The sequence below is a fragment of the Mucilaginibacter sp. HD30 genome, assembly GCF_054061755.1.
Window position 1 is genome coordinate 4,539,761 of record NZ_JBSSEO010000001.1, and the last position, 12,446, is coordinate 4,552,206.

14 protein-coding genes are annotated in these 12,446 nt (G+C 39.1%); 6 read left to right on the top strand and 8 right to left on the bottom strand.

Features of this window, described 5'->3' with window-relative positions:
• Position 1: 1 nt before the first annotated feature.
• The gene (locus ACVW2L_RS21325; protein ID WP_457129964.1) at positions 2–1,234 is read right to left on the bottom strand and encodes a hypothetical protein; all 1,233 of its coding nucleotides are present in this window, start codon (positions 1,232–1,234) and stop codon (positions 2–4) included.
• Positions 1,235–1,348: 114 nt separating this feature from the next.
• On the opposite strand from ACVW2L_RS21325, the gene ACVW2L_RS21330 reads away from it, so the two are divergent.
• The 3 genes from ACVW2L_RS21330 to ACVW2L_RS21340 all read left to right on the top strand — a co-directional run bounded on the left by ACVW2L_RS21330 (position 1,349) and on the right by ACVW2L_RS21340 (position 4,447).
• Entirely contained in the window at positions 1,349–2,146 is a 798-nt protein-coding gene (locus ACVW2L_RS21330; protein WP_457129965.1) for a hypothetical protein, read from the top strand.
• A gap of 34 nt (positions 2,147–2,180) precedes the next feature.
• Complete coding sequence (locus ACVW2L_RS21335) at positions 2,181–3,785, top strand: IPT/TIG domain-containing protein (RefSeq protein WP_457129966.1); 1,605 nt, start codon at positions 2,181–2,183, stop codon at positions 3,783–3,785.
• Between the two features lie 338 nt (positions 3,786–4,123).
• A complete protein-coding gene (locus ACVW2L_RS21340) occupies positions 4,124–4,447 on the top strand; it encodes a single-stranded DNA-binding protein (protein WP_457129967.1) in 324 nt (107 codons plus the stop codon).
• A 30-nt stretch (positions 4,448–4,477) separates the two neighbouring features.
• Here ACVW2L_RS21340 and ACVW2L_RS21345 read toward each other — a convergent pair whose 3' ends face one another.
• Positions 4,478–4,726, bottom strand: a complete 249-nt coding sequence (locus ACVW2L_RS21345) for a hypothetical protein (protein WP_457129968.1) — start codon at positions 4,724–4,726, stop codon at positions 4,478–4,480.
• A gap of 181 nt (positions 4,727–4,907) precedes the next feature.
• On the opposite strand from ACVW2L_RS21345, the gene ACVW2L_RS21350 reads away from it, so the two are divergent.
• The 3 genes from ACVW2L_RS21350 (at position 4,908) to ACVW2L_RS21360 (ending at position 5,998) form a co-directional block, all read left to right on the top strand.
• Positions 4,908–5,276 carry a response regulator gene (locus tag ACVW2L_RS21350; protein ID WP_457129969.1) on the top strand — a complete coding sequence of 123 codons (369 nt, stop codon included), beginning with the start codon at positions 4,908–4,910 and terminating at the stop codon, positions 5,274–5,276.
• 111 nt (positions 5,277–5,387) lie between these two features.
• On the top strand, positions 5,388–5,759 hold the full coding sequence (locus ACVW2L_RS21355) for a response regulator (protein ID WP_457129970.1): 372 nt from the start codon (positions 5,388–5,390) through the stop codon (positions 5,757–5,759).
• A complete protein-coding gene (locus ACVW2L_RS21360; protein WP_457129971.1) occupies positions 5,759–5,998 on the top strand; it encodes a hypothetical protein in 240 nt (79 codons plus the stop codon). The genes ACVW2L_RS21355 and ACVW2L_RS21360 overlap by 1 nt, the downstream gene beginning before the upstream one ends.
• Positions 5,999–6,670: 672 nt before the next feature.
• Here ACVW2L_RS21360 and ACVW2L_RS21365 read toward each other — a convergent pair.
• The 6 genes from ACVW2L_RS21365 to ACVW2L_RS21390 all read right to left on the bottom strand — a co-directional run bounded on the left by ACVW2L_RS21365 (position 6,671) and on the right by ACVW2L_RS21390 (position 12,312).
• Entirely contained in the window at positions 6,671–7,108 is a 438-nt protein-coding gene (locus tag ACVW2L_RS21365) for a hypothetical protein (RefSeq protein ID WP_457129972.1), read from the bottom strand.
• 652 nt (positions 7,109–7,760) lie between these two features.
• Positions 7,761–8,492, bottom strand: a complete 732-nt coding sequence (locus ACVW2L_RS21370) for an N-6 DNA methylase (protein ID WP_457129973.1) — start codon at positions 8,490–8,492, stop codon at positions 7,761–7,763.
• A 230-nt stretch (positions 8,493–8,722) separates the two neighbouring features.
• Positions 8,723–9,112: a hypothetical protein gene (locus ACVW2L_RS21375; RefSeq protein WP_457129974.1), complete on the bottom strand. Its 390-nt coding sequence runs from the start codon at positions 9,110–9,112 to the stop codon at positions 8,723–8,725.
• A complete protein-coding gene (locus tag ACVW2L_RS21380) occupies positions 9,090–9,383 on the bottom strand; it encodes a hypothetical protein (RefSeq protein WP_457129975.1) in 294 nt (97 codons plus the stop codon). Before ACVW2L_RS21380 ends, ACVW2L_RS21375 begins: the two co-directional genes overlap by 23 nt.
• Positions 9,380–9,709, bottom strand: coding sequence for a hypothetical protein (locus tag ACVW2L_RS21385; protein WP_457129976.1), 330 nt, complete (start codon positions 9,707–9,709; stop codon positions 9,380–9,382). Before ACVW2L_RS21385 ends, ACVW2L_RS21380 begins: the two co-directional genes overlap by 4 nt.
• A gap of 59 nt (positions 9,710–9,768) precedes the next feature.
• Entirely contained in the window at positions 9,769–12,312 is a 2,544-nt protein-coding gene (locus ACVW2L_RS21390) for a hypothetical protein (protein ID WP_457129977.1), read from the bottom strand.
• Positions 12,313–12,446 lie beyond the last annotated feature (134 nt).

Below are 12,446 nucleotides of genomic sequence, written 5' to 3' on the forward strand. Positions count from 1 at the left end.
GTTATACAAAAAGCGCACTGCTAACAGGTGCCGTTATACTTATTTTGGTGCCTTCATCTGCCTTTTCTATATCCAGCTCAAACCCGTTTCTTTTACATCGTTTTTCAATATTGCCCAAGCCATAATGTTCACGGTCACTACTAATGCTTTTCCAGGCGCCGTTATCGTGTAAGGTAAAGCATACGCTTTGTTGCAGACAGCTCAGGCTTAAATGTACTTCGGTAGCGCCGGAGTGCTCTATAACATTGGTCATCGCTTCCTTAAAAATAAATATCAGGTTAAGTGCTGCAGAAGGGTCAAGTTGTAAACCGTTACAAGGTTCAGTTTCGGAAGAAAAGGCAATGTCAAACTGGTTGTAGTACAATTGGCCATAACCGGTAAGGTAGTCAAATAATTCGGCAGGGTCGTCGCTGTTGTGGTTTAACTGCCATATAAAATCTTTGCTGCTGGCATAAAGGCGTTTGCTATTTTTTATAATGCTTTCAACAATTAACTGCACATCATCCCGCTGAATGAGCTTTAATTTAAGCAAGGTTGCCTGGCGGGTAATGGCCGACAGCATGTTGCCGGTTTCGTCATGAAAATCAGTAGCCAGTGTTTCGCGCATGGTGTTAAGCTGCTCAGTTCGTTTTTTAACGGCATCATCAAGCATGCTTATTTTTTCATCCTGTAAAGCTTTTATTTTTATCCTGTCTCGCTCCTGATCTAATTGCAGATATGCCAGAAAACCGCCAAAAAATATAGTGATCAGGCCGTTCATAATCAAGGCATATAAAGCGTCGCCCCGGGTGTGGCCAACCAATTGGGTATTGTGGTAAATAATATAAAATATAATCAGATTAGAAAAAATGGCCCACCACCCAAAACGCTTATCCGCCCATATCGCGCCAAGTAAGTACATGTGTAATATACTTACATTAGAAGAAAATATTTGTCCTGAACCGTTTATCCAATCGTAAATAATAAAATAAGTTACCAGCGCCGTAATGCTCATAGGGATGCGGTAATGCCCCAAATAGCGGCTGCATAACAATGTAGCAGCAATCAAAGCTCCGTTAATAAGATAGCCCAGATAAGGTTTTCCCAGGTAATAAAGCGGAACAGGAAAAAGCAGTACCAGCGGCAAGCCTATCAAGCAGGTGCTTACAACTACCCTGAACTCGTGATAATCAGGGTGACTAATATCACGCCGCATTGCCGTAGGCATAAAAAAGTTTACAATCTGCTCAAACATTTAGTTAAAAGTAAAACTTTTCGGTTTGCATAAGCAATTTTGTATTTAAAATCCCCCAAATTGGGTGATTGCAGCAGGTTTTAAAACAAGTATTTTTGTAATTAAATATTAACCATGAAGAAATTATTGGCAGTGCTGGCAGCATTGTTTATAGGCGTAACCGCATGCAAAAAAGAAGCAGTTGACAGCGCAGAAAAATCAACAATAGCAAACGGCATTTTGAGTGGCATTATTTCGCCGGCAAACGCAGCCTTAAGTTTAAACGTGGTGAGCGAGAGCGACCCGGCATTTAACAGTACGCTGCAAATTAATAGCAACTCGGGTGATTTTTCGCTGAAGGAACTAAAACCAGGCCGCTATCGGATCTCCTTAGCGGTTAACAACGGTTTTTCGCCTTTGGCACCAGACAGAATTGTGGAGATCAAACCTGGGATAAATACTGATTTAGGCGTATTTGCATTCACAGCGAGCAGTACTGGTAATGCTTACACCCCGTCCGATGCAGATCCAACCAAAAGCTATTCGCTATCGCATAAATTAAATGGCAACTTTGTAGGACATCCGGCGTCAGCTACCCTTACGGGCACAGATCTTACCATAACCGGTTCCACCTCAGAAGGTAAGTATATGAGTATCGGCTACCATACTTTTGAAACCACTATTATTGTAAAAGGCATTACCGTACCAGGAAACTACCCGGCTACTGTTAACTATGTTACAACCAAGGGTACCATCGGTTTTAGAACCTGGGGAACGGTGCCACAGAGCGGGAGTGCCACGGTTATTATAACAGCGCTGGATGTGGTTAATAAAAAAGTCAGCGGAACATTTACGGGAAAGCTGGTACCTGTATCAGGAACATCAGGCGATTTGGATCTTACAGAAGGAAAATTCAATGTTATTTACAGATAAGCATTTAACTAATACAATCACAAGTTTTGTTTTTATGACCAATCCGAACGTATTCAAAAAACTATTTTTAGCATTAGTTTGCTCTTCTATCTTCTTAGCATTTGGCTGTAAAAAAGACAAACAAGCGGATGTTGATCCTGCAACACAGCCCACGGTCACCACCATGCGGTATGAAGGGTATGACGGCCAGGCCTATAGCAACGACTTTTACCCATTTTACTATTATAACCCATTTATTTTAAATAACCTCGGCAAGCCCAATAGCGAAATTCTGATCAATGGTCATAATTTTAGTCAGGATTTTACGCAGAGCAAAGTTTTGTTTAACAACATAAGCGCTAATGTCACCGGGGGCGACTCTACCCGAATATTTGTTGTGATACCGGATAATATTCCGCCGGGCCCGGTAACGCTTACCATCAATACCAATGGCAAAAGCATTGTTCACCCGACAAAGTTTACCGTTGAAAAACCAAGCCCGCAAATAAGCGGACTTAATAATGAAGGGGGGATGCCGGGCAGTAAAGTAATTATCTACGGTATAGATCTAAGCAGCACCGTTGCTAATAATAAAGTTACCATCAACGGAGTTAGCGCTACAGTAGATTCGGCAAGTGTATCAGCTGTCTATTTTACTGTGCCGACAGGTGTCGCTGGTGCCGGCAAAATTACCCTGACAACCCATGGGGTGACACTAACTTACAAAAACGATTTCAACGCAACCTCCTCAAGTTTCAGTATCATCAACCCGGGTATAAAAAATTTTGGCCTCAACAACCTGGCCTTAGATGCTGCTGGTAATATTTACGGCACGTATAGCAACTCGGTTTATAAGGTGTCGCCCAATGGTACCTCCAGTTTATTTGCGCAGATACCGGCTTCCGCTGATGCTATTCCTTACATAGCCGGATGCGCGGTTGATAAATCCGGCAATATATATATCGCATCACCCTATGTTGCTGTGCCTTCCAGGGCGTCGATTCAAATTAATGGTCCGGCCAAAGTTTATAAAATATCGCCGCAGGGCAACATGACAGTTTTTGCCGGAGGCAATTACACTGGCAATGTAAATGGTACAGGAGCCAATGCATTATTTTTTGGACCTAGAAATCTTGCATTTGACGCGGCGGGAAATTTGGTTGTAAATGATCAGACATCCATTCGCAAAATTACTCCAGATGGTTTGGTAAGTACATTTGCAAATACGGGTGGAGGGATTGCCATGGCGGTTGATGCTAAAAACGATGATATTTATGCGATCGAAGCAAGTGGCGGCCCGGGTAATAACATAAATTGGTCGGCCCGCATAAAAAAGATAAGCGCACAAGGCACTGTAAGTATCCCTGGAATCAATCCGCTGCCGGATGCATTGTCAGGAGGCTTGTTTCCGGACGTATCTCAATTTTTCCGTACCGGGAGAATCCATTTAGCGGTTGACGCCTCAGGAGACCTGATTGCCGTTATGGGTAATAATGTTTACAGCATTAAAAATTCAACGATTACAAATACCTTTTTGAACCCCACAACCCAAATGGCAATCGGAATGGCGCTTGACGCTGCAGGCAAATTGTACCTTACGCTGCCTTCAGGGAATAATGAGCGAAACGATAATTATGTAATTTATAAAATTAAGCCTTAGCCAGCGTAAGGCCAGGCGTGAGCGATCCTGTAAACTGTGTAGCGGTGGCCGTACTCTATAATTTGCCTTTATAGACCTGCCTGCCGTTCATGTTGGGCTGGTAGTGCTGTGTTTGCGGAGGTCATCAGGAGCGGACGACCGGTACAAATTTGTGTCGGTCTTCGCCCTGGACTGCTGCAGCGCGTCGGAGGGGCAGGCTGCGTGCGTCATAGATCACTTCGGCATTGAACTGTGCGAAAGGTGGCCTGCCAGCTTATAAATAGATTTACTCAGTATTCCTTCATGTAATTTTCATAAGTTTACAACTAACAAAATGGGCAGTTTGCCTACTCCCTTACATGTCAGGTGTCAATAAAGTTATTCTTGCTGGGCATATAGCCGATGTTCCTAGCTACCAAAGCCTTGAAAATGGTACAAAAGTGCTGACGTTTCAACTTCTGACTACTGAAATCCATAACAAGAGCAAAAGCGATGTTGAACATCAGGAGCGACACAACATAGTCGTGATGGCCTCTATAGCGGAGAAGGTCAAATATCCATTAGAGAAAGGCTTATTCGCTTATATAGAGGGTAGCATAAAGACCCGAACATTTGTCGATTTGCATGGCGTTAAGCAACATGTTGTTGACATAAGGGCGTCAAGTATTTCCAAGATGGGATAGTGCCCGTAATTGGCAGCAGAACTTGTGTCTCTAGTCGTTAATATAAATAGCAATGGAAAGCCAATCTAAATAGGGTGAGAGCATTGCGGTTGATTTAAACGCATGAATGTCGCTAATAAGATGCGTGCTATCATCGAAGTAAACCTCGACGTAGAAGCAGTTCAGATTGTATAGTTTTATATAATGCTGTTCAGTAAGACGGTCTATCAGGAACGTTCCTTTCAACATTGCCTCTGTTTTCTCCGGTAAGTCTAAGCTGTTAAAGTCATGTGAGTTCATCTAACCTCTTGTTTATAAGTTCTCAACAATGTAAACAAAAGGTATGCCGCGGTTGAGCTCGCATCATTCAATTACTTAGATCTCAACCATATCATGAACGTATAACTACGCTTTGCTAAAGAAATAAATACCCGAAAAACGTTTACGCTAAACCAATACGTTAAAGTACCGTCTTTCTTTAATGATAAATATTGTAGTCGTAGAAGATCATCCGCTTATCAGAACTGGTCTTTGTGAACTGCTATCTGGACAAAACGATATGCAGGTAGTTGGCTCAGCAGCAGATGGACAAGCGGCCTTAGCTTTGATCGACAGTGGAATTAGTATTGACGTTATATTAACAGACTTAAGGATGCAAGTGATGGGAGGTTTAGAACTGACCACAACGCTTTTAAATAGGAACAATGATTATCGAGTTGTAATACTTAGTACTCATGCTAGTAATATTGTAAAGCAACAAACCTTGCACGCTGGTGCATTTGATTACGTTGATAAGGCAGATGATATCGGTGTATTACTTACTGCAATCAGAGATGCTTTTTATAATTAGTTCAAGCTGTGAAGTTCTGCATTCCTTTCACTACATTTGATCGGACCCCAAAGACCGTATCAGGCTAAGAACCCTTCCTCTCTTTTTGGATTTCAGTTTGAAATCAACATCATGGAAACCATTATTGTACAAGAAACCGACAGCGATGTCCTGAATATCCTTACCTACGCGTTACAGGAGGGTGGCTTTGATGTTTATCCGCTATCGGACTGCGACGAAAACTTTCTAAACATAATCGAAGATACGAAGCCGCATGTGGTAATGCTGGATTTCAGACTGAACGGAAAGGAATGTATGCGAGTTCTGCGCGAGATCAAAACAAAGTACCCACATTTGCCTGTGATTGCTGCTAGTTGTAACTCTAACATCAATGAAGAATATGATAAGATAGGGTTTGACGACTACATTCCCAAACCATTTGACTTGGAGTCTTTATACGAGACATTGCGGAAACATATCCCTACCACTCAAATAGCTACTTGATGCCATCTATTGTAAAGACCTATTACGAATTTATCAATGTCCAGACCGGCAACGTTATAGCACACTTGTCTATCCCTGTTAGCTTAGATAAGCCTCAACACGCTGAACGATTGAATGAGAAAAAGATATTACTTGCAACTTCTCATAAGTTAGGTTTGGATAAGATCTACTGGCAGGATCGCGCTAATCCCATTTCTAACGCTTTACCAAAAACAGTTGATAAAGGCAAAACAACGTGATCAACTTAGTTTATTTTCCAAGAAGAATTCTGGAAACCTATCTATTATCTCCTTTTGTATTTGTGCGTACCTGATACGTAATAGAGAGATCGCTGTTTCAAGAGCAACGTACTCCATTGAAAATTTTTCGGTATAACCATGTACGACTACAAGGTCGTAAATCTTTATATACAACTTAGTCCGTTCGTTGATGAGTTCTAAACACGTTCCCATTAAATTGTAATCGCAGATCGGTTAAATTGTTTGATTCAGGAGTTCAAAGCTTTAAATATCAATGCTTAGACTAACTTGGTTTGGGATGGTGAGTTTGTTGGCAGCAGAGTAGTTGACGATGTGTTTATTCAACGTTATAAGTTAATAGGCTTTGAAGTAGATGTTTACTATGACCCGATGGATAACAAGATTACTCACATAAAAATAGCAAACGCCAGGCTGACTAAGCCTAGCGTTTAGGGTGAATACTATTTGATCTTGCCACCGTTCGCTACAATAATAATGCAAACGATAATGACAATTATGAACAAGACTAATTTAGCTCCAAATACATTACCTTCTAGCTTACTTCTCTCTTCAGGAGACATTGCATCATAGCGTCTTTGGAAGTCTTCCCTTATCTTTCGCTGTCCATATTTCGTGTTAGGATTGAACGGTCTGCCTCTTGCCATGTGCGCATTAATGTTTTCTGCCACCTCTAGAACCAGTACCTCCGACACGTTTAACACTTCCTGATGGGGTACTTCGCTTTACATAGGTCTTATTACCGTTCTTGTTGATGTAGTATTTGCCACCTCTAGAACCGGTTTGAATAGTTGCGTTGTATCCACTGCTATTAGTAGTAGTAACACCAGATCGTTCATAACTGCTATAGGTATAATCATATGATTTAGGGTTGAATCCTGGGACAAGGGTTAATTTATCATCCCAGGTGTAATACCACGTTTTGTCATTGTGATACCTAACTTTCCTAAGTCCATAACTATTTGATTTGCCTTTTAATAGCAGCACAGAACCTACAGGAACTGTTTGTATAGTCTGTATGGCATTAGCATCACCGTACATGTTAATTTCAGTATTGCTCGATGCAACATAGTAAGTATTACAGCTTGTCAAACAAATAAGCAATAGCAACGACGATGTAATAAGGGTTTTCAATTGTCTCATCTTGTGATAGTTTGGATAATCAAATCTATATAAAATTCTCAAATTGACAAGGATTAGTGTCGTTAAGTGCCGACTTGCTATTCTCGTATATTCAATCTACTTTAGTGGCAACCAAACCGTTATGACATGAAAAGATATCTCTTAATGCTATTAGCTGTACTTAGTATAGCGATCAATCAACCATCCGTTGCTCAACCCAAGTCAAAGAAAACTTCAAAAAAGTATGTTCAAAAGGAAGTAACAGTTTACATCACTAGAACAGGTGCCAAGTATCATAGCGAATATTGCAGCTATTTGAGAAAAAGCTCGATTCCTATTGGCAAGAGAGATGCTATATCTCAAGGTTATGATGCGTGCAGCAGATGTAATCCCTAAGACCAAATAAACAAGCAATGAAGAAAATTATTCTTATTATCTTGCTCGCGGCGTTGTCGTTCAGCAATTGTTCAAAATCATCTATAACGCCAACCAATACGACTTCCTCAAATTGTGGCACCTATAAAAGCGGACAGAAGCTATATAGAGGTCCTGAAGGAGGTTGTTACTATTACAGTTCTGGCGGCAATAAAGAATATGTGGAGCGAAGTGCTTGCACTTGTAATTAAAACATGCTAATCTGAATGCCATTTATAGTGTATTCTGATCTAACAGGTTCAAATGGCATATCAAACTTGGATTTAACTTCCTGAACTTTTAAAGGACGTAGCCAAATGTAACTTAACTCAGGTTCAGTAAACTCAACGTAGTATGGTATGTTATAACCATCAACAAATGTAGTCTGCACTTTAAAACCTCTGTAGAACTCATTGCTTAACGTGTTCATGTGAGCTATCTCTCCAGTAAGCGAGTTAAGTAGCATATTGAGCAACGCCATCTTACAGCAAGTTAAGTCCAGGTCTGCACCGTAAAGTAAGCTACTGCGATTAAGTTTAGCTGCTGCAAGCAACATCCGTCCACTACCACAAGCTGGATCATTAACGGTCTTTCCTGGTTCAATGATGTCACCAACTTGCATCATTGCCATCATATCACAGATTGGTTCCGGCGTAAAGTACTGCCCATTGTGTCCATTGGATATAGCTTGCATAAATAGTTCACCAAGTGGATCTCTGAAGTTTTCTGACAAGTCACCTATCAGTGTTATAAGTTTAACTAATTGTTCAACCTTTGGGTGAGATTGGTAGGTTTCGAGTGCATTGCGTTGTTCATCGACAGTGTCGTACCTTTTAAAAGGTAACAGCATCCAATCAAGCATGTCAGTAAACGCGGTGTGTAGGGATTGCCCGTAAGCAAACCTGTTAAACTCGGGAAGCAGTTCTTTGATCTCAGTCATAGCAGTAAGTATTAGTTCGAGTGAATTCTCGAAGCAACGAACTGCTGAACAGCATCACTAAGGCAAGGTGGAAATCGAGTAATTGCGGAGGCTCATGAGTGTGCGAATGATACCCAATTACGAGATACTACCTTGAAACGAAGTGAGCTATGTGATGATGAGAGGCTAACTTGGAGAGAGAATTAAACATTCATTCTTCGTAATCTAGGTAACATTATAAAGAAAGGCTCTTAAGTGTGTATAAGCCTTTGATCGATTTCTAATACGAATTTTTCACCCAATTCTAATAGTTTATTTATGTAGCCTACTGTTTCGTTTAATTCACGTTTATTTCTACTTCTGTCTCCCTCAAAATTGATATCCATTTCGTGAATTATCTTATTTCGCTCCAAAAATATTCTATGTAATTCGTTAAAGTCAGACACAATGGCTCCAGATGGGATATCAAAGTATGCTGCAATTTTTAGTATTTGATCTTTAGACTGGAGGCTATTACTCGTTAAGTTATAGCATAATCTAGCTTTCAATTCTTCTTTGGGACTTTCTGATATGAGGAGTTTAGAAAGAAGTTTGGAATTAACCCTAAAGCCATCATCATTACCTTTGAATATCTTTTTCAACGAATCCAAGAAACATATTTTCGGCACCCTTATTAATATCAATCAACCAGGGCAGAGCATCTTTTATAGCCTGTTTGATAATAGAATCAAGCCCTCCCGTTGTAAAAACGAACATTGCTCGTAAAAGGTCTTCTTTCTCTTGTTCATTTTCTATTTCGTTATGTATAGACAATAATGAGTCCAGAGTTATAGCACATTCTTTAATAATCAAATTACATCGTTCAAGTTCTTTCGAAACTGGCGAATATACAATTTTGTGTAATTCAGTCATTTTTTGTTATTCAATTCTTCTTTTGTGTAATCCAAAGTTCCAGAGGGAAGTTGTGAATAACCGCCGTATCCTGGGTATCCTGGATAGCCTGGATAACCTGGATAGCCTGGATAGCCTGGGTAACCTCTATAAGGAAAATAATTAATTTTATAAAATCTGTTACCCGGGAAGATTGACCCTAAATATTGGCCTTTTGTGTCAACCGAATGTTCATCATTCCATGGGAACCACCCAATCCAGTTGGCATTTGAATTGTATAAATATCTCCCTAGCTTAAAGGCTATCCAGTCACCGTTAGAATTATATAAATATTTTAAGCTCGCCATAAACTACTTAATATATCACCTTGGAATATTTCTCAATGATGTAATCCTTCATTATCAAATTATTGCAATGGTTTGTTATAACTATTTGCATTCTTGTTTAATCGCTCTAAAATACGTTGTATTTCCTTTTCTAACTCGGCGGAGCGCTGCCTCCAGTCAAAATATGGATTTACAAAATCACTGTTCTGCCAGATTTGATCTAAATAATTCTTGAAAGTTAGAGCACGTTGGATCCTCCCGTTTATATCCTGCACATTAATAATCAAGCCTCTTAAATTTTCATCAAAAACTGGTACATCTACAACTATTGCATCAATATATGTAAATGAGTTTAATAAATAACATAAGTGATAAATCCCTGAGTTGGTAATTCTAAGGAGCAATTCGATATGTGCTATATCTAAAGCATTACCTTTTTGAGACAATTCTAAAAGATTTTTAGAATAAATGAAATTCAGTCCGTTATCAATTTGATCAACGTTAAAGCCAAAAGATTGTACATGGGAATACAAATCCGCTATAGAAACAAAGCCATTGTCCCTGTTGTTCTTTGAGCGATCAAATAGCAGCCCTAAAATCAATGGCGTTAAAAAATGCTCTTTTGGATCATAAGTGCGTACGTCTAACAAGTTGACGATTTCAGATGAGCTGGGATCGTAATAAACGTTCTCGTTGAAAATAATAGCCCTAAGTAGTTCATGAACAGGAACTAAGTATCCTGATTCTTCCGCGATTTTAATTATTTTCTCTGTGTCAACATGAGCGCTGGCAAAAAATTTCTTTATTAACTCAACAGCTTTTCTGATATTTCCATTTGAAATATTATCAATTAATTTGAAAAGTTCATTGTTACGCCTTAAAGAATCTTTAAAGGTCTCAATAAGTATGTCGAGCTTGGAGAAGCTTGTTTTATTTTCAAGTCTTGACAGGTTAATTTCACCACTTGTGATCTTTTGAGCAAATTGCAACCTCTTAATTATTACATCGTCTATTCTTGGTGGAGATATCGTGAATGCTTTAGTATGATATCCACTCAATGCACCCGAAGATTTTTTCGTTCTATGAAAAGTCTCTGGTCTTAAGCATAAGAATGCGATTACTGGCCAATCTGTCGCAAGCTCTTGAGCAACTAAGAAGGCAGTTTCCTGATCTTGATCATTTCGTTGGTCGCAATTATCTATAAAAACTATAATTTGTCTTTTTTGACTTTTGCTTATGTATAAAAGGGCTTTCTTTAGATGCGTTGCTCTATCTTCGACAAGTGAACTAAGGTATTCAACCTCCTTTTCGATAGCCAAAACAGGTTCGACATCATAAAGGCGTTTCACTCTAACATTTTTTTTAAAGTTTTCTAATTCGATATAATAACAATGTCTTACAAAGTCATCATCCTCTACATCAACGTTATAATTAAATTTAAGTTGTTCATCAATGAGTTTAAGTATCGCTTCTTTAATGTCTACGCTAATAATCGCTCTTGAACCCAAATCAATTTTGAACGTAATTGATTTTTCAAAAACTCTGGGAGCTTCAACCAATAATAAATTATCTATAAACGTCGACTTTCCAACACCTACATCCCCGATAAGCAAAATTGGCCTTTTACTAAGGCTATTGGCAAACAATTCTACTAGTTCAGGAGATAATCCTTTTTTAGTTGCAACTTGTTCTAACGTAGCTTTTCGATCATTTTCTTCAAATAAATAATTGTATCTTGTTGTCAAAATGTCTTTACTGACTAAGGAATATTGAGACAGAGCACCACTTTTACAATAGCAGTCTTCTAAAAAATCCTTTTCAACATCTTTATCTTTGATAACATCTTCCAAAACCAAATCGCTTAAGATTTCAAGTTCAGTTTGAAGGGTATTCCGGTTTTGTATACCCGGATATTGATAAATTGTGGACGATAATTTTGGAGGTAATTGCCTTACTGAATCACCAAGTAATTTTTTTATTATATGTTTTTCTTCAATTCCTGGCTTTGAGAGACAATTCCAAACGTCCTTAAAATTCTCTTTAAATACGTTAAGAGAAGAAACCACTAACGCATTGCCCTCGAGTGGTGGTACAGAATCATTCCTATTGGCCACAAAAGCAATTATCTGCCATCCATTACATACTACTCCAATTTGTATGCCTCTCTCATGGCAATAACTACTAACTTGCTTAAGAGCATCTTTAACCTTAGGATTGCCTTTGGCGATTGTTTTGATAGGCAATATAAGTTCCGAAACACCTATAGGTAATTCAAAATATATATTGGTTCGTTTAGCTTCCCAAACAGCTACCGGTCGGAACAAATTTAGTTTGTAATCACAGAAGCTTCCGCCGAATGAGTCTTCAGGATCTATGTCAGAATGAGCCCAAGCTAAGCATCCCGTAAGTATTTTATCTATAAATGAAAGGCGAGTTTTAGCTTCGTTAAAAAGACTTATATCTGATTCATTGTAAGAATCGATAAGGGCATCTATAGTTTCTAAACCCAACTCGTATTCGCCTATCATTTCGCAATATTGTTTAAGATTGAAGCCTAAGATACTTTTAACAAAGTAATTATTAAAATTAACAAACAAATTATCGAGTTGAACCACTTCAGACATTAATATTATTAATAAATTTCAAGTATTGAGGCGTTAGTAAACTATTCGAGCCCTCCAAACCACCGAAGAGCAACGCAGGTGGTTGCGAGTTGAGTGAGGGTCTTAGCAGAGAGAGTACCGATAGGTACGACTGC

What these genes read in the sequence shown, in the direction of transcription:
- ACVW2L_RS21325 (WP_457129964.1), bottom strand. Translation starts at nt 1,234, where the DNA reads ATGTTTGAGCAGATTGTAAACTTTTTTATGCCTACGGCAATGCGGCGT.
- ACVW2L_RS21330 (WP_457129965.1), top strand. Translation starts at nt 1,349, where the DNA reads ATGAAGAAATTATTGGCAGTGCTGGCAGCATTGTTTATAGGCGTAACC.
- ACVW2L_RS21335 (WP_457129966.1), top strand. Translation starts at nt 2,181, where the DNA reads ATGACCAATCCGAACGTATTCAAAAAACTATTTTTAGCATTAGTTTGC.
- ACVW2L_RS21340 (WP_457129967.1), top strand. Translation starts at nt 4,124, where the DNA reads ATGTCAGGTGTCAATAAAGTTATTCTTGCTGGGCATATAGCCGATGTT.
- ACVW2L_RS21345 (WP_457129968.1), bottom strand. Translation starts at nt 4,726, where the DNA reads ATGAACTCACATGACTTTAACAGCTTAGACTTACCGGAGAAAACAGAG.
- ACVW2L_RS21350 (WP_457129969.1), top strand. Translation starts at nt 4,908, where the DNA reads ATGATAAATATTGTAGTCGTAGAAGATCATCCGCTTATCAGAACTGGT.
- ACVW2L_RS21355 (WP_457129970.1), top strand. Translation starts at nt 5,388, where the DNA reads ATGGAAACCATTATTGTACAAGAAACCGACAGCGATGTCCTGAATATC.
- ACVW2L_RS21360 (WP_457129971.1), top strand. Translation starts at nt 5,759, where the DNA reads ATGCCATCTATTGTAAAGACCTATTACGAATTTATCAATGTCCAGACC.
- ACVW2L_RS21370 (WP_457129973.1), bottom strand. Translation starts at nt 8,492, where the DNA reads ATGACTGAGATCAAAGAACTGCTTCCCGAGTTTAACAGGTTTGCTTAC.
- ACVW2L_RS21380 (WP_457129975.1), bottom strand. Translation starts at nt 9,383, where the DNA reads ATGACTGAATTACACAAAATTGTATATTCGCCAGTTTCGAAAGAACTT.
- ACVW2L_RS21385 (WP_457129976.1), bottom strand. Translation starts at nt 9,709, where the DNA reads ATGGCGAGCTTAAAATATTTATATAATTCTAACGGTGACTGGATAGCC.
- ACVW2L_RS21390 (WP_457129977.1), bottom strand. Translation starts at nt 12,312, where the DNA reads ATGTCTGAAGTGGTTCAACTCGATAATTTGTTTGTTAATTTTAATAAT.